Origin of the sequence: Exiguobacterium sp. USCH10 (assembly GCF_037619445.1) — a bacterium.
Taxonomy (GTDB): domain Bacteria; phylum Bacillota; class Bacilli; order Exiguobacteriales; family Exiguobacteriaceae; genus Exiguobacterium; species Exiguobacterium aestuarii_A.
Genome location: NZ_JAQPZO010000001.1, coordinates 107,137 through 133,874 on the forward strand (window position 1 = coordinate 107,137; position 26,738 = coordinate 133,874).

20 protein-coding genes are annotated in these 26,738 nt (G+C 47.9%); all 20 read right to left on the reverse strand.

The window, feature by feature from the left end:
* Position 1: 1 nt before the first annotated feature.
* On the reverse strand, positions 2 to 1,090 hold the full coding sequence (locus tag PQI28_RS00585) for a BMP family lipoprotein (protein ID WP_214693960.1): 1,089 nt from the start codon (positions 1,088 to 1,090) through the stop codon (positions 2 to 4).
* A gap of 130 nt (positions 1,091 to 1,220) precedes the next feature.
* Positions 1,221 to 1,940, reverse strand: a complete 720-nt coding sequence (locus PQI28_RS00590) for a GntR family transcriptional regulator (RefSeq protein ID WP_074034655.1) — start codon at positions 1,938 to 1,940, stop codon at positions 1,221 to 1,223.
* A 401-nt stretch (positions 1,941 to 2,341) separates the two neighbouring features.
* Positions 2,342 to 4,546, reverse strand: coding sequence for an FtsK/SpoIIIE family DNA translocase (locus tag PQI28_RS00595; RefSeq protein WP_214783700.1), 2,205 nt, complete (start codon positions 4,544 to 4,546; stop codon positions 2,342 to 2,344).
* A gap of 62 nt (positions 4,547 to 4,608) precedes the next feature.
* The gene (locus PQI28_RS00600) at positions 4,609 to 6,276 is read right to left on the reverse strand and encodes a ribonuclease J (protein ID WP_074034657.1); all 1,668 of its coding nucleotides are present in this window, start codon (positions 6,274 to 6,276) and stop codon (positions 4,609 to 4,611) included.
* Between the two features lie 94 nt (positions 6,277 to 6,370).
* A complete protein-coding gene (locus PQI28_RS00605; RefSeq protein WP_214783702.1) occupies positions 6,371 to 7,024 on the reverse strand; it encodes a M15 family metallopeptidase in 654 nt (217 codons plus the stop codon).
* Positions 7,021 to 8,274, reverse strand: a complete 1,254-nt coding sequence (locus PQI28_RS00610) for a lipid II:glycine glycyltransferase FemX (protein ID WP_339962324.1) — start codon at positions 8,272 to 8,274, stop codon at positions 7,021 to 7,023. The genes PQI28_RS00605 and PQI28_RS00610 overlap by 4 nt, the downstream gene beginning before the upstream one ends.
* A 3-nt stretch (positions 8,275 to 8,277) precedes the next feature.
* A complete protein-coding gene (locus tag PQI28_RS00615) occupies positions 8,278 to 9,771 on the reverse strand; it encodes a UDP-N-acetylmuramoyl-L-alanyl-D-glutamate--2,6-diaminopimelate ligase (protein WP_339962325.1) in 1,494 nt (497 codons plus the stop codon).
* A gap of 51 nt (positions 9,772 to 9,822) precedes the next feature.
* Positions 9,823 to 11,040 carry a M16 family metallopeptidase gene (locus tag PQI28_RS00620; protein WP_339962326.1) on the reverse strand — a complete coding sequence of 406 codons (1,218 nt, stop codon included), beginning with the start codon at positions 11,038 to 11,040 and terminating at the stop codon, positions 9,823 to 9,825.
* Between the two features lie 51 nt (positions 11,041 to 11,091).
* The gene (gene pnp, locus PQI28_RS00625; RefSeq protein WP_339962327.1) at positions 11,092 to 13,308 is read right to left on the reverse strand and encodes a polyribonucleotide nucleotidyltransferase; all 2,217 of its coding nucleotides are present in this window, start codon (positions 13,306 to 13,308) and stop codon (positions 11,092 to 11,094) included.
* Between the two features lie 130 nt (positions 13,309 to 13,438).
* On the reverse strand, positions 13,439 to 13,708 hold the full coding sequence (gene rpsO, locus PQI28_RS00630) for a 30S ribosomal protein S15 (RefSeq protein WP_074034662.1): 270 nt from the start codon (positions 13,706 to 13,708) through the stop codon (positions 13,439 to 13,441).
* 124 nt (positions 13,709 to 13,832) lie between these two features.
* On the reverse strand, positions 13,833 to 14,759 hold the full coding sequence (locus tag PQI28_RS00635; protein ID WP_214783713.1) for a bifunctional riboflavin kinase/FAD synthetase: 927 nt from the start codon (positions 14,757 to 14,759) through the stop codon (positions 13,833 to 13,835).
* Positions 14,760 to 14,775: 16 nt separating this feature from the next.
* Positions 14,776 to 15,690: a tRNA pseudouridine(55) synthase TruB gene (gene truB / locus PQI28_RS00640; protein ID WP_251125572.1), complete on the reverse strand. Its 915-nt coding sequence runs from the start codon at positions 15,688 to 15,690 to the stop codon at positions 14,776 to 14,778.
* Positions 15,691 to 15,732: 42 nt separating this feature from the next.
* Positions 15,733 to 16,080, reverse strand: coding sequence for a 30S ribosome-binding factor RbfA (gene rbfA / locus PQI28_RS00645; protein WP_015881430.1), 348 nt, complete (start codon positions 16,078 to 16,080; stop codon positions 15,733 to 15,735).
* Positions 16,081 to 16,098: 18 nt separating this feature from the next.
* Complete coding sequence (gene infB, locus PQI28_RS00650; RefSeq protein ID WP_214691844.1) at positions 16,099 to 18,300, reverse strand: translation initiation factor IF-2; 2,202 nt, start codon at positions 18,298 to 18,300, stop codon at positions 16,099 to 16,101.
* Positions 18,301 to 18,321: 21 nt separating this feature from the next.
* Complete coding sequence (locus tag PQI28_RS00655; RefSeq protein WP_015881428.1) at positions 18,322 to 18,618, reverse strand: YlxQ family RNA-binding protein; 297 nt, start codon at positions 18,616 to 18,618, stop codon at positions 18,322 to 18,324.
* Complete coding sequence (gene rnpM, locus PQI28_RS00660) at positions 18,615 to 18,890, reverse strand: RNase P modulator RnpM (protein WP_214875499.1); 276 nt, start codon at positions 18,888 to 18,890, stop codon at positions 18,615 to 18,617. Before rnpM ends, PQI28_RS00655 begins: the two co-directional genes overlap by 4 nt.
* Positions 18,887 to 20,050, reverse strand: coding sequence for a transcription termination factor NusA (gene nusA, locus PQI28_RS00665; protein ID WP_339962328.1), 1,164 nt, complete (start codon positions 20,048 to 20,050; stop codon positions 18,887 to 18,889). Before nusA ends, rnpM begins: the two co-directional genes overlap by 4 nt.
* 14 nt (positions 20,051 to 20,064) lie before the next feature.
* A complete protein-coding gene (rimP, locus tag PQI28_RS00670) occupies positions 20,065 to 20,535 on the reverse strand; it encodes a ribosome maturation factor RimP (protein WP_015881425.1) in 471 nt (156 codons plus the stop codon).
* A 119-nt stretch (positions 20,536 to 20,654) separates the two neighbouring features.
* Complete coding sequence (locus PQI28_RS00675; RefSeq protein WP_339962329.1) at positions 20,655 to 24,947, reverse strand: PolC-type DNA polymerase III; 4,293 nt, start codon at positions 24,945 to 24,947, stop codon at positions 20,655 to 20,657.
* Between the two features lie 74 nt (positions 24,948 to 25,021).
* A complete protein-coding gene (locus PQI28_RS00680; protein WP_339962636.1) occupies positions 25,022 to 26,722 on the reverse strand; it encodes a proline--tRNA ligase in 1,701 nt (566 codons plus the stop codon).
* Positions 26,723 to 26,738: the final 16 nt, after the last annotated feature.

Consider the following 26,738-nt stretch of genomic DNA (forward strand, 5'->3'; position numbering starts at 1 on the left):
ATTATTTTACGTTTTTCATGAACTCTTCGAACTCAGCGTCAGTTGCTGGTGCAGTGAGTTCTCCGTCAACCAATTGTGTACGGTATTCTTCAACTTTATCGAGAATCTCTTGTGAAACGTGTTTGTCAGAAGTTTCTGCGATGCCGACGCCGTCATCTTTCAAACCGAACTCGATGATTTCGCCGCCTGGGAATTCTCCGTCCATCGTCTGTTTCGATACATCATAAGTAGCTGTATCTACACGTTTGACCATTGAAGTCAACGTAACGTCTTCTGGAAGACCTTCTTCGTACTGGTCACGGTCAACACCGATTACCCAAACTTCTTCGCCGTTCTTCTTACGGTTTTTCGCTTCTGTGAATACTCCTACACCTGTACCACCAGCTGCGTGATAGATGATGTCCGATCCAGAACCGTACATACCTGAAGCGATTGCTGTTCCTTTTTCAGCCGAGTTGAAGTCTTCTGCATACTTCACGTCGATTGTTGCTTCTGGGTTAACAGCCATGACACCCGCTTTAAATCCATTTTCAAACTTCTTGATCAAGTCTGACTCTACTCCACCGATGAAACCGACTTTATCAGTTGTCGTTGTGAGACCGGCAATGACACCAACGAGGAATGAACCTTCTTGCTCTTTGAACGTGATTGAAGCAACGTTCGGAGCGTCAACAACCATATCAACGATTGCGAAGTTGTTGTCTGGGAACTGCTCAGCAACTTTTTGTACGTCTTCAGCCATCAAGAAGCCGATACCGTAGATCAAGTTGAAGTTGTCACGAGCCAATTGTTGCAAGTTTGGCTGATAGTCCGCTTGTTTAGCTGATTGAAGGTATTTGTATCCTTCGTTTTCAGTCAAGTTGTTGTCTTCACCGAATTTCGTGAGACCTTCCCAAGCAGATTGGTTGAATGATTTGTCATCAACACCGCCAGTATCTGTAACCATTGCTACTTTGAAGTCGCCGCCCTCGCCGCCTTCACCGTTTGAAGATGAGCCGCCTTCGTTGTCATCTCCACCGCATGCTGCGAGTACTGTAGAGAGTGTGAGTCCTGCTGCTAAAGCTGAGAGAATCGTTTTCTTTTTGTTCATCATCGTCGTGTTTCCCCTTTCGGTTCATAACAAATTTTGTTGTCATGTTATCAGTAGTCTTTACACCGGTATAAGAAAGCGCTTTCACGCTGTTCCCCAAAAATAACTTTTCCGTCAAAAAACTGTTCGGTTACACTCGTTTACGTACGACGTGAAAATCGAATCGATCTGCTCGGAAAAAGTTGGCCGAATCGAGCAATGGTAAATCACTCTCATCGTAATGCAATTGTTTTAAAGCGAGTAACGGTTGGTCCGTCTGAAGTTGTGACGAAATTTCAGAGCTGACACTCGGTTCGATGTGCGTGATCGCGTATGCGACTCGACGTCCTACCTCTTTTTCGAGAGAGTCAAACAAAGACTTCCCTTCAGTCAATGCCTCAGGATTTGAGACGAGATGGGCCGGCACTTTGTCGACACAATAAACGACCGGTGTGTCATCCGCATATCGAATTCGAACAATCCGATAAATCGGTGAGTTCGGCTCAATCTTGAGACGCTCGGCTTCTCTCTCTGTTGCCAACACTTTCTCGGCCACCAATACTTTCGTTCCTGGTGTCATTTTTGCGCGTGTGATCATATCAGTGACACTGAACAACTCTTCAATTCCTGACGTGAATGGCGGTTTAGAACTAATAAATGTCCCTACTCCATGTTTTCGCACGACAAATTTCTCATCTTCGAGAATTCTTAACGCTTCACGAAGTGTCGCTCGACTTACTCCGAGTTGCTTTGAAAGCTCGAACTCTGAAGGTAACTTCTCACCTTCACGATAGACACCAGCGTCGATATCTTGCTTAATTTTCTCAATCACTCGAAGATAGAGCAATCGATGATCGAGCTTAATCGACATTGGCCTCACCACCTTTAATTTACTTACCAGTGCTCAGACATCTGACGTATGAATGTCCTTGCCAATATTAAGTATAGGGATTCGAGAATTAGAACGCAATAGTTTTTGTTCGGAATCAAGGAAATATTTTAAAAAACCATCTCCAACCGTACCTCTGAGTCCATTTTACCCATTTTGATTCAGTTTGAAAAACTTTTGTAAAATGTAAACGTTATTAAAAAATGTAAGCGTTTCAGTCTTTTTTAAAAGTATGTACTAATAAACGTTATAGGACATATGTGCTATATTACATTTATATTATAGCGAACCTCTCTGATTTGCGCGAATATTTCCATATCGTAGAAAAAGGAATAAAAAACGAACGATTGTATATCTACGTATACAATCGTTCGTTTTTAAATTTATTCATCTTGTTCATGAATTAATACTTTCCGTGGTTTCGAACCTTCTGACGGACCTACGTATCCCGCCTCTTCAAGCGAGTCAATCAAACGCGCTGCACGATTATACCCAATTCGAAATCTTCGTTGAATCATCGAGGTCGAAGCCGTTTCCTGGGTAACGATGAATTGAATGACTTCTCCGAACAATGAATCGTCCGAGTCAATCGTCGTCACTTCTTCTTCTTTCGGCATCATCGCTTCTACGTACTGCGCACGTTGCTGTGCGATGACGTGATTAACGACCGTTTCGACTTCTTGATCGGAGACGAACGCTCCTTGGACACGCACCGGCTTGTTCATCCCATTAGCAAGCATGAGCATGTCGCCACGCCCAAGCAGTTTTTCTGCTCCTCCTCCGTCCAAGATTGTACGGGAATCGGTTTGTGAGGAGACCGCAAATGCGATGCGAGACGGGATGTTTGCTTTGATGACCCCTGTAATGACGTCAACCGACGGACGCTGTGTCGCCAGTACCATATGAATCCCGGCTGCCCGTGCCATTTGAGCGAGTCGCATGATGGCGTCCTCAACGTCATTTGAAGCGACCATCATCAAATCTGCCAACTCATCGACTATGACGACGATGAACGGTAGACGTTTTGCATCCTCATCATCGGACTTGTCGACGAGTTCATTGTATCCTTCAATGTTGCGGACACCATATCGACTGAACAGCTCATATCGTCTTTCCATCTCGGCGACGACTTGTTTCAATGCCTGAGCCGCCTTTTTCGGATCTGTGACAACCGGTGTCAACAAATGCGGCACACCATTATAAACATTGAGTTCGACCATTTTTGGGTCAATCATCATGAGACGGACCTCATCCGGTCGAGAACGCATCAAGATGGATACAATCATCCCGTTGATACAGACAGATTTACCGGAACCTGTCGATCCTGCCACGAGTAAGTGCGGCATTTTGTTTAGTGAAATGCCGACAGTCTCACCACTAATGCTTCGTCCGAGTGCAACGAGCAGTTTTGAATCGTCTTGTTTCACTGGGTCTGCCTCAAGCACTTCACGAAGACAGACTGGAGCGACTTCCTGGTTCGGTACCTCGATACCAATCGCAGCCTTTCCTGGAATTGGCGCTTCGATTCGAATATCTTTCGCGGCAAGCGCAAGTGCGAGATCATCGCTAAGCGACGTGATTCGACTGACCTTCACACCGATGTCCGGCTGTAACTCATACTTCGTGACCGTCGGACCAAGGTGAATTTTCAATACTTTCACCCCTACACCAAACGACTTTAGCGTCTTCACTAACTTAGCTGCATTCTCTTTCAGACGCGCATTTTCCCCAGATAAATCGGTGATCACCGGTTCCTTCAGATTGGTGAACGGCGGGAGCTCATACGTATCTGAGACATCTTGCGCCGCGGTCATCATCATCTCCTCGGTCGAGATCGATTCATCCGTTTCCGTAGACGACTCCTTTTTAGGCTCCTCTTTTTTCTCCGCGACAACTTTCTCACTGAATCCGACGATTGGGATGTCATTCATCGTGACCACATCTGATTCTGACTCCACCTCTAAATCAGCTTCTGCCGGCAACGGCTCAGGCGATGGTTTTCGCGACCGCTTCGGTTCTTGATTTTGCTTGTTGTCTTGTTTTTTTTCTGTTTTCGGTCTCGATTGCCATTCTTTTTTCACGGCCATTACGGATTCCTCTAGGCGATGATAGATGGTTCCCCAAATCGTTGGGACATAGAGGGAAACACCGAGGATAAAACAGACGATGCCTAAAAAGATGAGACCAAAATCAGAAAATAAGTATTGGTTTAACCCATAAAGTGCACCGTTTACCCCACCGCGCTCATCTCCCCAAAGTAAATCTCCAAACAGTAGAAATGAGGCGGTCATACTGAGCAGTCCAGCTCGCTCCATCGGCTTCATCGGTTTTAATACAATCCATAACAAGATGGCAATCATCAAATAGGTGAGGGCACCCCAGCCACCAAACAGGTATTCGGACAAATCAGATAGTTGCCGACCAATCCATCCAAAATCGAATAAGGCAAATACGAATGCGACGATGGAAAGAACGAAAATTCCCCATCCATATGTACGTGGCGCAATCGGCTGTTTTTTCCGTTTTCTCGTGTTGCGCGTTGTTGGTCGCTTCCGCTTCACGGGTGTTTTTCTCGTTTTTTGAGCCACTTTTAGTTCCTCCTAAAAAAAGAAGGCAAAAGTCAGATGACTTTTGCCTCACTCTCATTCCATTAAATCTCCATGATGATCGGCAAGATCATCGGACGACGTTTCGTCTGCTCGAATAAGAAGACGCTAAGTCGCTCGCGGATATTTGATTTCAATTCGGTCCAATCACTGCCAGCTTGCAGACTCTTTTCAATCTGTTTCGTGACAATACGGTTTGCCTCTGAAATCATTTCTTCCGACTCGCGCATATACACAAATCCACGTGAAATGAGTTCAGGTCCTGAAATCAATTTCTTCTGTTTCCGATTCAATGTGACCACGCAAAGCACGACCCCATCTTGTGACAACAAACGACGGTCTCGTAAGACGATGTTCCCGACGTCACCGACGCCAATCCCATCAATCAATACGTTACCCGCAGGAACTTTTCGGCTCATCCGGGCTTTTCGACCCGTGAACTCGACGACATCTCCTTTTTCGACGATGAAGATGTTGTTCGGTTTGACACCGACTTGTTCAGCGAGTTTCGAGTGTGCCATTTGCATCCGGTATTCCCCGTGAATCGGTAAGAAGTATTTCGGTTTGACGAGGTTGAGCATCAACTTCAACTCTTCTGCCGAACCGTGTCCGGATACGTGAACTTTACGTTGGTTGTAAATGACGTTTGCCCCAGAACGGAACAATAAGTCAATCGTTTTCGAAACCGACTTTTCATTCCCTGGAATCGGTGTCGCCGCAATGACGACTGTGTCGTTCAAACGAATGTTCACTTGCTTATGCGCATTACGTGCCATACGCGTCAACGCAGCCATCGGCTCTCCTTGAGATCCCGTCGTCAAGATGACGACTTTGTTATCAGGAAGACGATTTACTTGCGACAACTCGACAAGTGTCTTCGCTTTGAAACGTAAGTAGTTTAATTTTTGTGCGACTTCGACGATGTTGACCATACTGCGACCAACGACCGCGACTTTACGGTCATTCGCTTCTGCGGCTGCAAAGACTTGCTGTAAACGATGAACGTTCGACGCGAATGACGCCACAATGACACGACCTTCGGCTTGATAGATTACATCGTTCAACTCAGCGCCGACAATCGATTCTGAACCAGTTTGACCTGGACGCTCTGCGTTTGTCGAATCAGAAAGTAACGCGAGTACACCGCGCTGTCCAATCGCAGCCAACTTGTTGAAGTCGGATTGTTTCCCGTCGACTGGCGTATAATCAAACTTGAAGTCTCCGGTATGGACGATCGCACCTTGAGATGTTTGAATACAAACACCGACACAGTCGGGAATCGAGTGATTGACGCGGAAGAACGTGACGAGATGATCAGCGATAGTCAATTTCGTTTTGGCATCAATCATGCGAAGGTCGACTTCTTTCAATAAACCGGCCTCTTTTAATTTCAGTTCAATTAACCCAAGAGTCAATTTTGTCCCGTATACCGGAACGTGTTTTAAATCGCGTAGGACGTAGCTGAGTCCACCAATATGGTCTTCGTGACCGTGTGTGATGAAAATCGCTCGAACGCGATCCTTGTTTTCTTTTAAATAAGTGATGTCTGGGATGACGATATCAATCCCGAGCATCTCATCGCCTGGAAACATGAGACCGGCATCGATGACGAAGATGTCGTCGTCTAGCTCCACGACGTACATGTTCTTTCCGATTTCGCCTACGCCTCCAAGCGCAAAGACGCTAATATTCTCTGTCTTCTTTTTTGACACTAACAAAAACCTCCTAAATGTTTCATATTCTGTTTCGTCCCTTATCGCTACTGAATATTGTATCGGAAAACGGCTTCATTGCCAACATTTCCGTTCAATCTAGTAGAGGTTTTAGTGTATCGGCAAGCGGTGCGACCGCTTCTTTGTCCGGGCGTTTCCCTGCGACGAGTTGTCGGATGGACAAGCCAAAGTCCATCTGGAGGTGCGGATAGTCAGGGAATGAGTTCCAGTCCCCACCCCATTCAAAACCAAGCGCCTTTCCTAATTCTCCGAGCTCTTGCCAATCTGGTACATCGTTACGATTACGGTCCGTACTTAAATCGTAGTCCGTTTTGTTGTCATGGATGATGACAAAGTCGACTGCAAGCCCATAATTATGATAGCTCTGACCCGCTTTTGCATTCGTCACGACTTGTCCAGGTTCAGACCGACCTTGCGCATATAATGCGTTCTGTTCTTTTGCTGAACGATATCCTGACGTCAATCGTACTTCGAGACCGAGACAAGAATGAGCCAATCGCACAAAGGTCGCTCCCCGTTCCGCAACTTGCGGATGAAGGCGGTCGAAATCAATATTGGTTCTTGCCAAAATTGTACTTTCTGCCTCAAGGTCCCGCACACACATGTCCGCTTCAAACGTCGGCTCATCCACCCATGGTACAGGTTGAGGTTGCATATAAAAGTAAGCCAGCACAATCCCAATCAAGAAGGCGACCATCGCGAGTGATAATACGCCGGTCCACCTCATCTTCTTAACCGTTTACGCAGCCCTTTTAGGATTGGCAATCCTTTTTCAAGTGCGATATAGAGTGGACGATTCAAGACGAGGTCGAACTCTCCGACTTTCTCAATCATGTCACTCCCCCATCCGGACTTGAAGGCATAGAGACCCGCGTATTCATCATCTGGGTCTGTGCTGCCTGAGACACCGCCGAAGTCATATCGTTCGGCTCCGCTCTCTTTCGCCGCTTGCATCATCGTCCACTGCATCAAATGGTTCGGCATGAATTCACGGAACTCATTCGATGAGGCACCATATAAGTAATACGACCGTCGTCCCGCAAGTGTCAATAGCCCACCTGACAACACGAGTCCATCCGGATAAGTTTTGTTCAGTTCGATGAGCTCAGGTAACGCCTGCTCAGCTTTTTGAATTTGAGCCACCGTCTGTTCTTTACGGTTAAGAAGGCTTGTCCGTTTCTTTTCGACCGTCTCCTTCTCTAAACCACGTTCAATCTTTTCCAACTCTTTTTTTGCTTTTTCAAGCGTCGCTTGTTGCTGATCGAGCGCAATTTTCGGTTCGAGCTTTGTCAAAAAGAGTCGTGCATCGTTCGGTTGGAGACAATCATACAGATTTTCAAAATAATCGAGACCTCGAATGGCAAACCCATCACGTTCTCCCGTCACTTTCATGAGGTCGGCAAACGTTTTTAATCCGTCTCGCCCGACTTCTTTACAGACGATACCTTTCTTCTCCGCTAACCGGACGTTATAACGGAATTTATGATGGAATTTCGCAAAGATTTCTTTTTCACTCGGTCGTAAATCTGTCTCCATCGTGAAACGAGGTTGCGCATAGTCAAAGCCACCCCCGTACCCTTTATGATGAAATCCGACGGCTTCCATTTCCGTTAAGAGGCCCGGGATCTCATCGCGGTCGATGTTTGGATCGATTTTGACGACAATCGCCTTGTGATTTGCAGCGACTCGCTTCGTTTCTTTTACAAGTGCCTGGAGAGACGCCACGTCATCATAATCCACTACAAATCCGCGTGGGGCATAACATAACGTATATGGTAATTTCGGCACGCGCTTAAATAACAGTAACGCCGCACCGGTCGTTAAACCGTCACGGGCAACCGCAACGCGCTCAGACGTCCATCCGTTCTGTCGTTTTACATCTCCCCAACTTGATAGTTGTAATAAATCACCACGATCATGTGCTTTGACGAAGTCGTCATGTTCTTTTTCTGTCAACGTAACTGGTTGTACTGCCATAAATCATGCTTCCTCCGTATTCAAAATGGTCGCTCGGGCAATCGCCTCTTCGTCGAGTGGCAATTTCTCATTTCCGATAATTTGATATTTTTCATGCCCTTTTCCTGCTAACACGATGATATTATCTGGTTTGGCTAAACTTGCCGCGTAACGGACTGCTTCTTCCCGGTCGCCGATTTCCACATAGTTGTCATGTGTCATTCCGGCCGCAATTCCTTTTGTAATCGATTCATATGCTTCGAAACGCGGGTCGTCCGTTGTAATAATGACTGTCCCAGCGTAAGTCGATGCCATCTCACCCATTGCCGGACGTTTTGTCACGTCACGGTTTCCGCCCGTACCGATTAAAAAGACAATTTTCTCTTTCGGTACACCGACGAGCGATTTCAAACATTGTTCAATGCCGTCGGGTGTATGGGCATAGTCTGCGTATACGTTGTACCCAGGCACGTCTAGGCGCTGCATGCGTCCTTTGGCTGGATGAATCATTTCAATCGCTCTAGCGATTTGTTCTAATGAGTATCCTGCTGCGAGGAGGCAACCTGTCGCAAGCAACAAATTATACACGTTGAAACGACCGATAAACTGTACGGTCACCGGTAGGCGTTTGCCTTGATAGTTCAACACAAAGCTCGTTTGAGACAACGTCTGTTCAATCTCTGACGCCATCAAATCGGCCGTTGTGTCGATTCCGTATGTCAACACTTTAGCACCTGTCATCGTCTCATAGAGAGCGCTCTGTGCATCATCCGCATTCAAGACGGCAACCTTCCCACGTGATGCCATTTGACCGAGTTGAGCGAACAACAATCCCTTTGCACGGGCGTAATTTTCAAACGTTCCATGAAAATCGAGATGATCGTGCGTCAAATTCGTAAATCCGACGATATCAAAATCCGTACCGATGACACGCCCGAGCTCAAGACCGTGTGAAGAGACTTCCATCATGACGTCCGTCACACCTTCATCACGCATTTGTGCCAGTAGTTGTTGCAGTTCTGAGCTTTGCGGTGTCGTATTCTTGCTCGGTACGACCTTGTCATTGATTCGTACCTCGACGGTGCCGATCAGGCCAGTGGAGTGTCCGAGGACGTCTAGGACATCCCGTAAAATCGTGGTCGTCGTCGTTTTACCATTCGTTCCAGTGATTCCAAACAGTCGCATCTGTTCAGAAGGATACGCATAAAACGCCGAAGCCAAAAGACCGATTGAACGAGAACTATCGCGCACAATCAAGTTTGGAACGGAAAGTTCGAGCGGTCGTTCACTGACAACCGCTACTGCCCCTCGTTCCACTGCTTGAGCCGCATATTCATGTCCATCGACCGTATAGCCTTTAATGGCGACAAACAACGTTCCCGGGACTACTTCCCGAGAATCGGTTGTCACGTGAGTCACCACGATGCCTTCAAGATTTGGTTGGTTAATGAGTTGTATCGTCTTCACTAAATCCGTTAAGTTCAAGTCTTTCCCTTCTTTCACCTGTATCCTATCCAAACTAAAGAATACCTCTTAATCAGTGTAGAGAACTTACAATTCGGTTTCAAGTCACGCTTCGTTTGGGAGGACGTATGACTTCGCTGGCTGATGTGTCAACACTTCACGAATCAACGCATTGACCTCATCACGCTTGATTTTCTCCACTTTTTGAATCACTTGTTCAATCGGCTCCACTTCATCAAGTAGTAACAAGTTCCGACCATTCCGATTCATCCGAGCGCTCGAGCTTTCATTCCCGAGAACGAGCGAACCTTTCAATTGGCGTTTCCCTTTCTCGACTTCTTCATCCGTCAATCCTTCTTCGAACAAACGCTTCAATTCTCTTTCTAGAATGACTTCGACTTGATTCAACGTGTCTGGAGATGTTCCAACATAGATTGTAAACGTCCCATGATCGGCAAACGTCGTATAGTATGAGTAAACCGAGTAGGCCAATCCTTCTTCTTCACGAATCGATTGAAATAACCGTGAGGACATCGTTGCACCGATGGCGTTGTTCATCAGTGCCAAGTGCGGTAAACGATCATCCGTTGCCGAGATGGCTTCATAGTTCCAACAGAGATGTGCTTGCTCTGTCTCCTTACGTTTCGTCAACGTATCATGGAACAGTTCTGGTTGATTGAGTTCTTTCGACGATTCCCTAGAAGGGATGTTGGCAAACCTACGCTTCACTGCCTCCATCAACTCTTCAGAGACATGTCCTGCGATGGAGACGACGATTTCTTCTGCCACGTACCGTTCTTGTAAATAATCGACGAGTTGGTCGCGTGTCAATCGATTGACGCTCTCCTCCCTTCCAAGGATTGGTTGTGCGAGGATATCGTCACGATATGCCGCAACTGCCAATAGCTCATGTACGAGATCTTCAGGTGTATCCTCATACATTTTGATTTCTTCCACGACGACACGTTTCTCTTTTTCGAGTTCTGTCTCATCGAGTACCGAATCAAACAACATGTCCGTCAAGACGTCGAGCGCCATGACCGCATGCTCGTCGAGCGTCTTCACGTAAAAACAAGTATGGTCTTTTGAGGTGAAGGCGTTGACGCTTCCACCAAGCTCATCGAAAAAGGAAGCGATTTCTTTCGCGTTTTTCGTCGATGTTCCTTTAAATAACATATGTTCAATCAAATGACTGATTCCGATGTTTTCAAATGACTCTGTTCGTGTCCCAGCTTTAATAAAGACACCTGTTGACGTACTGCGAGAACCTTCAATCGGTTCGATGATGACGCGGATACCATTTTGTAGTGTCATCCATTCCATATTCTCACTCCTATGAAAAAGGCCATCGCACCAAGACGATGGCCAGAATAATTAATTTGTCGAGCGCGGTGGACGACGGTCCCCGTCACGACGTGGCGGACGGCCTTCACGAGGTGGACGGCTTTCACGTGCAGCCTTCCGTTTCGCTTCATACGCTTCACGCTCTTCAGGAGATAAGCCTTCTAAGATGAGCGCTTTATGCGACGCGTTGACACGACCTTTATCATCGATTTCCGTGACTTTGACTTGAATCGTATCACCGAGCTTCACAACGTCTTCAACGTTTGCGACACGCTCGAGACTGAATTCAGAAACGTGTACGAGTGCATCTTTTCCTTTGAAGAGTTCGACGAACGCGCCGAACTTCTCGATGCGGCGTACCGTTGCATCAAATACTTCGCCGACGACGACTTCGCGAACGATGTCCCCGATCATCTTCATGGCAAGATCAATGCCTTCTTGGTCTGTCGAGGCGATGAACACCGTACCATCTTGTTCGATGTCAATCTTGACGCCTGTTTGGTCGATGATGCTGTTGATCATCTTACCACCTGGTCCAATCACATCACGGATCTTATCCGGATTGATTGTCATCGTCACGATTTTCGGTGCATATTTCGACAATTGTGTACGTGGTGTGTCTAATGTTTCAAGCATATGGTCAAGGATGTGTAGACGACCGACACGTGCCTGCTCAAGCGCTTCTTCTAAGATTTCACGCGTGATTCCAGCAATCTTGATATCCATTTGAAGGGCTGTAATCCCATCTTTCGTTCCGGCAACTTTGAAGTCCATGTCGCCGAGGTGGTCTTCGAGACCTTGAATATCTGTCAAGACCGTGTAGTGCTCCCCTTCCATGATGAGGCCCATGGCAATCCCAGCGACCGGCGCTTTGATTGGTACACCTGCATCCATCAAGGCAAGCGTCGAGCCACAGATTGAAGCTTGTGAACTTGAACCGTTTGATTCAAGTACTTCCGAGACGAGACGAATCGTATACGGGAAGTCTGCTTCTTTTGGAATGATTGGCAAGAGTGCGCGCTCACCGAGTGCCCCGTGACCAATCTCACGACGACCTGGTGCACGGACTGGACGTGCTTCTCCGACCGAGAACGGTGGGAAGTTGTAGTGGTGCATGAAGCGCTTGTTCTCTTCTAAGCCGATTCCGTCGATGATTTGCGCATCGCCGATGACACCGAGTGTTGCGACCGACATGACTTGTGTTTGACCACGTGTGAAGAGACCGACACCGTGTGCGCGTGGAAGCAATCCGACTTCTGATGCGAGCGGACGGATGACATCTGGGCGACGACCGTCTGGACGGACTTTGTCGACCGTGATCAAGCGACGGACTTCATCTTTGACGAATTTGTTCAAGATGCCCGAAACTTCACCAAGTTTCGACGGCTCATCAGCAAGGCGCTCTTCATACATCGTCACGTATTTCGCAATCACTTCGTTGATTGCTTCATCGCGGGCATGTTTTTCTTCCACTTGAACCGCTTCAACGATTTCAGGACGAGCTGCTTCAAGCTCTGCTGTGAGTGCCTCATCGTATTTCGAGACCGTATATTCAAACTTCGGTTTGCCGACTGCATCAACAATCTCTTGTTGGAACGCAATCAAACGCTTGATCTCTTCATGTCCAAATAAGATCGACTCAAGCATGACATCTTCTGGTACTTCATTCGCGCCAGCTTCAACCATGTTGATGGCAGTCGATGTACCTGCAACTTGAAGCTCAAGATCCGTTTTCTCCATTTGAGCTGTCGTTGGGTTGACGACGAATTCGCCATCAACACGTCCGACCGTCACACCTGCGATTGGACCATCGAACGGTACATCTGAGATCGAAAGTGCGATTGACGTTCCGAGCATTCCCGCCATCTCCGCCGAGCAATCTGGATCGTTCGACATGACATAAATCATGACTTGAATGTCATGACGGAATCCATCTGGGAAGAGTGGACGAATCGGACGGTCGATGAGACGTGATGTCAAAATCGCATTTTCCCCCGGACGTCCTTCACGGCGAAGGAATCCTCCTGGAATTTTACCTACCGAGTAAAGTTTCTCCTCATAGTTGACCGTCAATGGGAAAAAGTCTAAATCTTTTGGTGCTTTTGAAGCCGTTACTGTCGCAAGGACGACCGTGTCACCATAGCGAACGAGCGCCGAGCCATTTGCTTGCTTCGCAAGTTGACCGACCTCTACAGACAATGGGCGTCCGCCCCACTCTGTAGAGAATACTTGTTTCGTACCTAACATGTACATTCTCCTCTCAAACCTTATCTAGTTTATTATGTAACTCTATCTTACGAATGTCTAATCATTTTCCTCTTAACAAACAAGAAACGGACTAGGACGTTGTCCCAGCCCGTTAAACAGTCTCGATCGATTAACGACGGAGACCGAGGCGTTGAATCAATTCACGGTAGCGCGTAACGTCCTTGTTACGAAGGTACGTAAGCAAGTTACGACGACGTCCAACCATTTTCAAGAGACCGCGACGTGAGTGGTGGTCTTTCTTGTGTGTACGAAGGTGAGCGTTCAATGTGTTGATTTGTTCAGTCAACACTGCCACTTGTACTTCCGGTGAACCAGTGTCACCTTGTTTAGTCGCGTATTCCGCGATAATTTCGTTTTTACGTTCTTTTGAGAGTGCCATTGCCTCTCCACCTCCATTTAATTAAAAATTGCCGCGTTGCCGAGCCGGCGTTGGTGAATCGACCAGCCAAGCGAAACGGTGTACTTTGCGTACTTGACAAGGATAGCGTAACCGCAACCGAAAGTCAAGATAGGATTGAGCGTGCCGATACCTCATCCTGTTTCAGTTGAGCGACCAATGCATCTAACCCATCGAACGCTCGCTCGTTACGAATATACTGAACCCACTCGATTTCGATCACTTGCCCGTACAAATCCTCCGAAAAGTCAAAGAGATGGCTTTCGACAGAGACTGCTCCCGTCTCATAAAACGTCGGACGACGCCCAACGTTGGTCATCGCCTCGAACGTCCGACCATCAGGGAGCGTGACACGTGTCGCATACACGCCGAGTCGTGGCATGACGTATGAGGCGTCCATCAACACGTTTGCTGTCGGGAACCCGATTGTACGCCCTCTCGCATCTCCGTGAATGACTTCACCGCAGATGACATAAGGGGCACCGAGTAACTCTTGAGCCGCGTCAACGTAGCCTTCAGCCAATAATTTACGAATTCGCGTCGATGAAACCTTCTCTCCATCCATCGTCTGTTCTGTAACAATGGACGTCGTGAACTGATCGCGAGAATGGTATGGGAGTGTCTCCATCGTCCCTTCACCGAACTTGCCGTACGAGTAATCAAATCCTGCCGTCACGTGTACGGCTCCAGCAGCAATCAAATAATCGTCGACAAACTGTTGAGGAGATAATCCAGCCAACTCTTTCGTAAAGGTCAAGACGAGACATCGCTCGACCCCGAGCGCTTCGATTCGTTTCAATTTTCGGGATAGCGGTGTGATATAACGGACCGCGTCGGGTTTGTTTGAGAGTACTTGTTTCGGGTGTGGGTCGAACGTGACGACCGTCACCGGAAGGTTATGCTCCGCTGCAACACGCTTCGCATGATTGATCACGGCTTGATGCCCTTTATGAACACCGTCAAAAAAACCGAGTACCATGACCGATGGATACAGGTCAGGCGTTTCTGGATAGGTGAGATGTCTTGTTTCCATACTGTCAATTTCCCCCTTAGTCGATGGCCAGCATGACCTCGACTGTAGCGTCTGTCGTTCCATCTTGTCTTCGATATAAAGCAAGAGGGATTCCTTCTTCATTATAGACAGTAAATAACTCAAATTCGAGCGAAACGCCGTTCAGCTTGCCACCATTCCGAATATACCGTTCTCGATTCTTTGGAATCGTGATGGCTGGCCAACGTTTGATGACCTCTTCGAGTGGGATGACATGCGCCAATCGTTCTTCGACCGTCTCTAATGCCTGTAACTGTTCGAGGGATACAGCGTTCGCTTCTTCGAATGAGCCGGAACTCGTGCGTCTCAGCTCGCTCATATGAGCAGGGTAACCGAGTTTCTCCCCGATTTGTACGGCGAGCGTACGAATGTACGTCCCTTTTCCGCAATCGATTTCCATTTGGAAACGACATACTCCTTCTTCAAACGTTAACTCGCTCGTCCGCTCCAGACGGTGAATCTCGACCATCCGACGGGGGCGTTCCACGGTTTGACCTTTGCGGGCGTACTCATATAGTTTCTTCCCATTGACCTTGACCGCTGAATAATAAGGTGGAATCTGTTCAATCGTTCCGATCAATTGCTGCATCGCTTCATCAATCTGTGACTCGACCAACTCATTCGGTGTGACTGTCTTCTGTTCTACGACCTCGCCATGAGCGTCCTCGGTCATAGTGGCCGTCCCGATTGTCACCTCGGCCACGTAACGCTTGCCCTCATCCGTGATAAAACGAGATAACTTCGTGGCCCGTCCTAAACAAATTGGTAATACGCCTGTCACTTCCGGGTCAAGCGTGCCCGTATGACCCACTTTTTTCGTTTGAAACAACTTTCGTAACTTGAACACGCAGTCATGACTCGTCATGCCTCGGTCCTTATCGAGTACAAGCACTCCGTTCGGTTCCAACTTCATCCCTCCATACAAAAAAGGGAGAACGATGTCTCCCCTTTCAAATTATTGGTCTTTGTTCAAATCACGAATCAATGAATCGATATGGCTACCATATGCGACCGAAGAATCGTATTCAAACGAGATTTCTGGTGTTTTACGAAGACGGATGCGGTTCCCGATTTCGCGACGGATAAATCCTTTCGCTTTGTCGAGACCTGCTTGCGTTTCTGCTTTCACATCTTCCTCATCACCGAGCACGGTATAGTAGACCGTTGCTTGTTGTAAGTCCCCTGTCACATCAACGCTCGTAATTGTAGCGTTCTTTGTCCGTGGGTCACTCACTTCCCGTAACAAGACATCTGTAATCTCTTTACGCATTTGCTCGGCAACACGTTGGGCACGAATTTTCATACGTGATCCCTCCTCACATTATTTCCGTTCGACTTCTTTCATGACGAACGCTTCAATAACATCTTCTACTTTAATGTCATCAAATTTTTCTACTTTAATCCCACACTCATAACCAGTCGCAACTTCTTTTACGTCATCTTTGAAGCGGCGAAGCGTATCGAGCTTGCCTTCATATACGACGATTCCGTTACGAATGACACGGACACCCGCATCACGTGTGATTTTACCTTCAGTCACATAACAACCTGCAATCGTACCGACTTTCGATACTTTGAAGACGTCACGGACTTCGACTTGACCAGTGATTTCTTCGACAAACTCAGGGTCAAGCATCCCTTTCATCGCGCTCTCGATTTCTTCGATCGCGTTGTAGATGATGCGGTGGAGACGCATTTCAACATTTTCCTGTTCAGCCATCGAACGGGCGTTACCGTCAGGACGTACGTTGAAACCGATGATGACGGCGTTCGCAGCTGATGCGAGAATGACGTCACCTTCTGTGATGGCACCGACACCTTGGTGAACGATGTTAACTTTGACGCCTTCGACATCAATCTTGCGAAGTGAACCAGCCAATGCTTCAGCCGAACCTTGTACGTCTGCTTTAATGATGACGTTCAAGTCTTTCACTTCACCTTCTTGAATACGGCTGAACAAATCGTCAAGGCTGACTTTCGCTGATTCACGGCGTTGTGACTCGAGGTAACGTTGGTAACGTTTTTCCCCGATTGCACGTGCTTTCTTCTCATCTTCAAACACGATGAACTGATCACCGGCTTGTGGGACATCGTTCAAACCTGTGATTTCAATCGGTGTAGATGGACCGACTTGTTTCACACGACGACCGATGTCGTTGACCATTGCACGGACGCGACCGAACGTGCTACCGACAACGATTGGGTCACCGATACGAAGCGTACCGTGTTGAACGAGAAGCGTTGCAACAGGTCCACGACCTTTGTCGAGTTTTGCTTCGATGACTGATCCACGAGCTGGCATGTCTGGCGTCGACTTGTATTCTTCGACTTCAGATACGAGAAGAATCATCTCGAGCAACTCATCGATTCCTTCACCTTTAATCGCAGAAATCGGAACGAAAATCGTTTCGCCGCCCCACTCTTCCGGAATGAGACCGAACTCAGTCAACTCTTGTTTGACACGGTCAGGGTTTGCCCCTTCTTTGTCCATTTTGTTGACTGCAACGATGATTGGAACGTTCGCTGCTTTCGCGTGCGAGATCGCTTCCTCTGTTTGTGGCATGACGCCATCGTCAGCCGCAACGACGATGATGGCGATATCTGTCACTTCCGCACCACGTGCACGCATCGTTGTGAACGCCGCGTGACCTGGCGTATCGAGGAATGTGATTTTCTTGTCGTTTACAGACACTTGGTACGCACCGATATGTTGCGTGATCCCACCCGCTTCTCCTGCAACGACTTTCGTGTTACGAATTGAGTCAAGGAGTGTCGTTTTACCGTGGTCGACGTGACCCATGATTGTAACGACCGCTGGGCGCTCTTCAAGGTCATATTGTGAGAAGTCAATCTCAACTGTTTCGAAGTCTGTCTCATCGACGACGACTTCTTTTTCTACTTCAAAACCAAACTCTGAAGCGAGCAATTCGATTGTTTCGTCATCGAGTGTCTGGTTGATTGTCGCCATCACACCAAGACCCATCAACTTCATGATGATTTCGTTTGGCTTTTTGTTCATTTTCTCTGCGAGGTCAGAGACACTGAGCACATCCTCATACTTGATGACGTTCCCCATCTCTGCTTCTTGAGCGAGACGAGCCGCTTTACGCTGACTTGTCTTCGAATTTGGATCGGCTTCTTGTGGCACAGCCGCTTTTACCGGCTTGCCTTTACCTTTCCCTTTTCCACGTTTTTTATTGCGTGGATCGTTGTTGCGGTTGTCGTTACGATTTTGACCACCGCGGTTGTTTTGACCGCCACGGTTTTGTTGCGTCGCTTGCGGACGTGACTGTTCTTTTTTCTCTTGTTTCGGCTCGTTCGAAGTTGAAGTCGCTTTCGCTTCAGCTTGCTTCTCAGCACGATATTTTTCTGGATTGAACACACGGTCCAACTGTTTGACTGTCTCATCATCGAGGACGGCCATGTGGTTTTTCACCGGTTTGTTCAATTTTTCTAGTTGAGTAATGACTTGCTTACTCGTTACATTCTGTTCTTTTGCAAATTCATAGACGCGTTTTCCCAAAGCATCCACCTCCGTTAATAGTTAAGAGAGAAGTTGCTTAAGCTTGTTCGCAAATCCGGATTCTGTCACCGATACGACGACACGCATATCTTTACCGAGTGCAGCACCGATTGTATAGCGATCGCTCACTTCAATCAGCGGCACTTGATAAGATGCACATTTGTCGGTGACTCGTTTTTTCGTCGAGGCACCTGCATCTCCGGCTAGAATGACGAGCTTGGCACGACCCGCTCGCACATCCTTTAATACAAACTCTTCTCCCATCGTTACTTTCCTTGCTCGAGCGGCAAGGCCTAACAATGATTCCCACTGACTCATGATTCGTCACCTGCGGCAGCTTTCAACTGCTCATACAAGTCATCGCTCGTTTTCACTTTCAAATGATGGTCGAGCGTTCGTTTTTTCTCTGCTTGACGAACAACATCGATATCTTTTGATAAGTAGGCACCGCGACCGTTCACTTTACCCGTCTGATCGATGACCACGTCACCTTCAGGCGTTCGAACGACACGAATCAATTCTTTCTTCGGGAGCATTTCTTGTGTGACCACACACTTACGCAAAGGAAGTTTCTTTTGCTTCATGGTCATTCCTCTTCTTTCACCACAGCTGTTTCAACTGAAGCATCTGATAAGTCTTGTTCAACTTCATTTTGAACAATTTCTGGTTCTGATTCAACTTTTTCAGAGAACGTATCGAACAAATCGAGTGCTTCCGCATCTGTCTCGCTCTTAATGTCGATTTTCCAACCAGTCAATTTCGCTGCAAGACGAGCGTTTTGACCACGTTTTCCAATTGCGAGTGACAATTGGTAGTCCGGTACGACGACTGTCGTCGACTTCGCAGGCTCATTGACATAGACGGCAACGACTTGCGCCGGGCTGAGTGCGTTTCGAACGAACTCTTTCGGGTCTTCAGACCAGCGAACGATATCGATTTTCTCACCGTTCAACTCGTCGACGATTGTTTGGACACGTTGTCCTTTCGGTCCGACACATGCGCCGACCGGGTCAACGATATCCGAGTGCACAGCAATTTTCGAACGGTCACCTGCTTCACGCGATACAGACATGACATCGACTGTTCCGTTTGAAATCTCAGGCACTTCGAGTTCGAACAAACGGCGCAAAAGTCCCGGATGCGTACGCGACACTTGAATCGCAGCACCTGAACCTTTAGTCGTCGAATCAACTTTTGTCACGTATACCTTGATACGGTCATGAATCTGATACGACTCGTTCGGCATTTGTTCGTTTGGAGTGAGGACTGCTTCGATGTTGTTCTCAAGACCGATATACAAGTTGCGCGGATCAAAACGCTCCACAATCCCTGTCATGATCTCGTCTTCTTTATCTGCGAAGTGGTTGTAGATGCGTTCACGCTCCGCTTCACGCATCTTCTGCGTCACGACTTGTTTCGCCGTCATCGCTGCGACACGTCCGAAATCACTTGGTGTGACTTCTTCTTTATGGAAGTCACCGAGCTCATAGTTCGGGTCGATTTCATGTGCTTCCTCAAGCGAGAGCTGTTGGTCTGGTTGTGTGAGACGTTCGACGACTTCTAAAAGTGCGTAGACACGAATGTCTCCCGTCACTTGGTCGAATTCGACTTTCACATGCTCGTTCGGGTTCGCGACGTTTCGGCGATATGCAGAAATGAGCGCTTGTTCGAGAGCGTCGATAATAATATTTTTGTCAATTCCTTTTTCTTTGGCAATCTGATCGATTGTAGTGAGTAATTGTGGACCCATCTTCTTCCCTCTCCTTAACTAAACGTGACCGCTAAGCGGGCTTGTGCAATTTTGTCTACCGGTAGCGATACCGCTTTTTTTCTCGTCTTGATGCGTGTCTCGATCACGACCGTTTCCCCATCATATGCCGTCAAAATTCCTTCAAACTCCTTGGCACCATCGATCGGAGCGAACGTTTTCATGTAGACGTTTTTGCCTACAGCACGTTCGAAATCACTCGGCTTTTTCAGCGGACGCTCCGCACCAGGACTCGAGACATCAAGATAATAAGCCTGTTCAATCGGATCGGTTTCGTTCAGTTTTTCCGAGAGTTGTTCATTGATATTGACGCAATCGTCTAAATCGACGCCCCCTGGTTTATCGATATAAACGCGCAAGAACCAGTCTGGACCTTCTTTTACGAATTCCACATCGACCAATTCCATGTTTTCTCGTTCGACGATTGGCAACGCAATCGATTCAACGACTTCTGTTATTTTGGACACTCTCATCCCTCCTTCTGGCTTTTACATACAAGAAAGGAGTAGGGTTCCCTACTCCTTTCCGTCGTAGTATCCAACTTTGTTCGATACCAATATATCATATTTTCCCGACAAATCGCAACTTACACCCCAAAATCAAAGAATGAGAGTTGGTTCTCATCAGGCAAGCCTTCAAGACATTTCATCGTATCAAGTGTCTCGATGACCGTTTTCGATAACTTCGCTCGTTTGCGTAAATCTTCTTTCGAAAGGAACTGTCCTTCCTCCCTCGCTTCGACAATCGCTTTTGCCGCATTCGTTCCGAGCCCATCGACCGCATTGAACGGAGGAATCAACGTATTGTCCTCAATCAAGAACTCTGTCGCGCTTGAACGATACAAGTCGATGTTTTGGAACTTCATGCCCCGCTCAAGCATCTCAAGGGCAAGTTCGAGGACCGTATGCAGTCCTTTATCTTTCGCTGTCGCGTCGAAACCTTTTTCCCGAATATCCGACATCGCTTTACGGACGGCTTGAGGACCTTTGATCATTGCAGATAAGTCAAAGTCTCCGGCGCGCACGGTGAAGTAGGTCGCATAGTACAGGATAGGATGATGCACTTTGAAATACGCGATACGAACGGCCATCAAGACGTATGCCGTCGCGTGCGCTTTCGGGAACATGTATTTGATCTTCTTACAAGAAGAGATATACCATTCCGGCACGTCGTTCTCTCGCATCTCTGACTCCATCTCGTCTGTGAGACCTTTCCCTTTACGGACGGACTCCATGATCTTGAAGGCGAACGATGGTTCGAGCCCTGCGTAAATCAAGTAGACCATGATGTCATCACGACAACCGATAACGTCTTTCAGTTCACACGTCCCGTTATAAATCAGTTCGTTCGCGTTCCCAAGCCACACATCCGTCCCGTGAGACAGACCTGAAATCTGAACGAGCTCCGAGAACGTGGACGGTTTCGTCTCTTCAAGCATCTGACGGACGAACTTCGTCCCAAACTCAGGAATCCCGAGTGTGCCGGTTTTCGACTCGATCTGTTCCGGTGTCACTCCGAGTACTTCTGGCGAGGAGAAAATTTTCATGACGGTCGGATCGTCTGTCGGAATCGTTTTCGGATCGATCCCGGATAAGTCTTGGAGCATCCGAATGACGGTCGGGTCATCGTGCCCGAGAATATCGAGCTTCAATAAGTTGTCATGGATGGAATGGAAGTCGAAGTGTGTCGTCTTCCATTCAGACGAGTTGTCATCCGCCGGATATTGAATCGGTGAGATGTCCGCGATGTCCATATAGTCAGGGACAACGATGATTCCACCCGGGTGCTGCCCCGTCGTCCGTTTCACGCCGGTGACCCCAGAGACGAGACGATCGACCTCAGCGTTTCGATAAATCTTGTCGTTCTCGGTCGCATATCCTTTCACGTACCCATATGCCGTCTTATCCGCAATCGTTCCGATCGTGCCGGCACGATATACATATTCTTCTCCGAACAACACCTTTGTATAGGCGTGGGCATGCGGTTGATATTCACCCGAGAAGTTCAAATCGATATCTGGCACTTTGTCCCCTTTGAATCCGAGGAACGTTTCGAACGGAATATCATGTCCATCTTTTGTATACCACGTGCCACATTCCGGACACTCTTTGTCCGGTAAGTCATATCCCGAACCGACCGATCCGTCGTTGAAGAAGTGCGAATGTTGACAGTTTGGACATACGTAGTGCGGCGGTAGCGGGTTGACCTCGGTGATCTCTGTCATCGTGGCAACGAGACTCGATCCGACCGACCCACGCGACCCGACCAAGTATCCGTCGTCTAGAGATTTCTTAACAAGTTTATGTGAGATCAAGTAAATGACCGCGAATCCATGACCGATGATTGACTTCAATTCTTTTTCTAGTCGCGCCTCCACAATCTCAGGAAGCTCGTCCCCATAAATCGAACGGGCCATGTCGTAGCTCATATTCCGAACCTCGTCATCCGCGCCTTCAATTTTCGGCGTATATAAGTCATCCGGAATGATTTGGATCGATTCGATTTGATCGGCGATTGCATTCGGGTTCGTGATGACAATTTCACGTGCCAAGTCGTCACCTAGAAACTTGAATTCTTCCATCATTTCCTTCGTCGTCCGGAAGTGGGCATGTGGCAACTCTTTACGTGTATTGATAAAGTTCGCCCCACCTTGGGTACGAATCAAAATCTCACGATACGAACGGTCGGCCCGGTCCAAATAGTGCACATTCCCTGTCGCACATACCGGCAACTCGGCTTTCTCCGCGACACGAATGATTCGTTTGATGATTTCACGGAGCTCCATCTCATTCGCGACAATCTCTTTATCGATCAAATGGTGATAGAGCGCCGGCGGATGAATCTCGATAAAGTCATAAAACGACATCATCTTCTCGAGCTCATCATCCGACTTGTTCAAAGCAGCGTCAAAAATCTCACCATTGTCACAAGCCGAACCAATCAATAGCCCTTCACGACGTTTCACGAGCTCTGAACGTGGCATCCGTGCCATCCGATATAAATAATCGATATGAGAGAGTGAAATGAGTTCATATAAATGACGAAGTCCTGGCTTTTTATTTTTCGCATAAATCGTCGCATGGAACGGACGAATCTTCGACACGTCACTCCCGACTTTGGCGTTCAACGAGCGATGCGTCGTCATCTCAAACATCTGTTTGGCAAGGTCGAGAAGTTTCATCAACAAATACGCTGTCGCTTCCGCGTCATAAATCGCACGGTGATGCTGAGTCAATTCGATATCGAATCGCTTCGCAAGCGTGTTCAGTCGGTGATTCTTCAAGGTCGGCATCAACGTACGAGCCAGCTCGAGTGTATCGATGACCGGGTAATCATCCGGTTCATGACCTCCGCTCCGAAGTGTCGCCTCGAGGAAGCCCATGTCGAACGATGCGTTATGGGCGACGAGGATACTGTCACCACACCATTCGACGAACTGTTTCGTGATGACTTCTGGGTCAGGTTGTCCTTGAACCATGTCATCCGTGATTCCCGTCAACTCGATCGTCGTCGCCGACAACGCATGTTTCGGGTCAGCGAACGCCTCAAAGCGGTCGATGATCTCCCCATCCTTGATTTTGACACCAGCGAGCTCGATGATTTTATTGTAGACGGCAGAAAGTCCCGTCGTCTCGACGTCAAAGACGACGTATGTTGCATCATCTAATGACACATCACTTGGATGATATGCGACCGGAACGCCATCATTGACGACGTTCGCCTCGACCCCATACAACACTTTGATGTCATTTTTCTTCCCGGCATAATACGCTTCCGGGAACGCTTGGACACCAGCATGATCGGTAATCGCAATCGCACGATGTCCCCACTTAGCAGCACGCGCAACGAGAGCGGACACGTTCGTGACTGCGTCCATTTGACTCATCTGTGTATGCGCGTGGAGTTCGACCCGCTTCTCACCTTCCCATTCATCTCGGGGTGGCTCGACTTTCACTTCTTGGAGTTGCGACGCCATCATGCATAATTCACGCATGAACGAATCATCCTCGACTCGTCCTGCCGTTTGAATCCACATGCCCTTTTTGACGGCACTGAGCATCCGATCGTCATCGTCATCGCGCGCAAACACTTTCACGATGAGCGAATCCGTATAATCCGTCATTTTGAAAGTGAATAGCTTTTTCCCACTCTTCAGCTCTTTTCGCTCCGCGGAGAAGACGAGACCACGAATGGCGACGCGGCGCTCTTCTTCGATAATCGTCTTGATTGGGACAATCTCATCTTTGATGAGCGCACCCATCCGAATCTCTGTGATGGGCTCGTCATTCGTTTCTGTCGCTTTAGCGAATTGTGCCGCAAGTGCCATTTTCGCTTGCTCAATGTCTTCCTGAACAACTTGTTCACGTAAAGCCTGACTGGCTTCGGCATCTTCAGAGAAGTGTGCCTGACACGGTTTTTTCGTGAACCCATATGCGCTATAGAGCGCTTGGACTTCTTGACAGAGCTCTTTGTCCACATAGCTCGCCTCAGGTCCGGACCGTACCGGGATCAACAGTTTATTCTGTTCAAATCGCGGTGAGACCGATCCGAAGTAGCTTCGCATCGCCCCGGACACTTGACTCAATTCACTGACGATTCGTGGCCAGTAGTCGATATAGTCTTGCTCGCTCCCACCTTTTGCCGTCGAGAATCGCGCGTACACTTCGTCAGCGAACGTCGCGTACCGATTTTCTAATCGACTCATGAACAATTGATGGACGTCATACGGTAAAACTGTCGGAAATGTAAAATAAAACGTCCACGTGCGTCGTTTTTTATTGACGACGAGTCGTGAGAGTTCCGCTTGGTCGAACAGGTCTGTCTCAGTCGTGATCCCAAGATCACTTAATAATAGTTGCATCTTTTGATTTGCTTCCACGGGTCCGTCTTTCCCCCTTTATGCCAATTCGACAAATGAAGGTGACCGCTTACGCTGTCACCTTCATCCATTAATTAATGAACTTCGCTAAATTTTGAAGTGATGACTTGTTTCAATTCGTCGATTGAAGTTTCAATCACTTCGCCTGTGGCACGTACTTTTACTTCAACAATTCCTTCACCGGCTTTTTTCCCGACGTTGACGCGAATCGGAAGACCAATCAAGTCTGCATCGGCAAATTTGACGCCCGCTCGTTCTTTTCGATCATCGAACAAGACATCGTACGTTTGGCCGAGCTCTTCATAAAGACGATTTGCAAGTTCAACTTGTGTCTCATCTTTTGCGTTGATTGCAATCAAATGAAGATTGAACGGCGCCACGTTTCGTGGCCAGATGATTCCTCGATCGTCATGATGTTGTTCGACGATAGCAGAGAGTGTCCGAGACACACCGATTCCGTAGCAACCCATGATGAGTGGTTCAGCACGACCTTCTTCGTTTAAGAATGTCGCTCCCATCGCTTCCGAATAACGTGTCCCGAGTTTGAAGACTTGTCCGACTTCGATTCCGCGAGCGAAACGAACAGGACCCGACTCGTCAGGTGCTAAATCGCCTTCGACAACGAAACGTAAATCATGATAAGTCAATTCTGCTAAGTCACGCTCGGCATTCACGCCTGTGTAGTGCGTGTTTGCTTCGTTCGCTCCACAAACAGCGTCCACGAGATACTTGACCGCATAGTCGGCAACGACTTTAACTGGCGCATGGATTGGTCCGAGCGTACCTGGTGCACACTTGAACAACTCGACGATTTTCGCTTCATCTTCGAGTTGAATATCGAGTCCACCGAGTGCGTTCTTCACTTTGACCTCGTTCGCTTCGTGGTCGCCACGGACGATTGCCATCACCGTCTCTCCATCCACATTGAATAGGACAGATTTGATGGTCGTCTTTGGATCGACGTTCAAGAATTTCGCCACATCTTCAATCGTGCGATTTTCTTCCGTGTCCACTTTCTCGAGTGGACGTACGTCAGCTTGTTGCATCTCATAACGGTCGAGTGTTTCTGCCATTTCAATGTTCGCCGCATAGTTCGATGAATCGGTATAAACAATCGTGTCTTCACCGATGTCAGCGAGTGCTTGGAATTCGTGCGTGTCTTTCCCGCCGATTGCTCCAGAGTCTGCGACGACCGGACGATACTTAAGACCTGTACGGTCGAAGATGCGTGAGTACGCGTTATACATGTTTGTATATTCTTCGTCTAAGTCTTCTTGTGTCGCATGGAATGAATATGCATCCTTCATCAAGAACTCACGTCCGCGAAGCAATCCAAAGCGCGGACGACGCTCGTCGCGATACTTCGTTTGAATCTGATACAAGTTCATCGGAAGTTTTTTATACGAGTTGAGCTCGTCTCGGACGATTGACGTGATCAATTCTTCGTGTGTCGCACCGAGTGCGAAGCGACGGTCATGACGGTCAGTCAAGCGCATCAACTCCGGACCATAAATGCCCCATCGTCCCGTCTCTTCCCAAAGTTCTGCCGGTTGGATGGCAGGCATCAATAACTCTTGTGCACCCGCACGATTCATCTCTTCACGGATGATTGTTTGGATGTTGTGTAACACTTTATGTCCGAGTGGAAGATAAGAATAGATTCCTGCCGCATTTTGACGGATGAATCCTCCACGGACGAGAAGTTGGTGGCTGACCGCTTCCGCGTCAGCCGGTACTTCTCTCAATGTAGGCATGAGCAATCTAGATTGTTTCATACAGTTCAACGTTTCC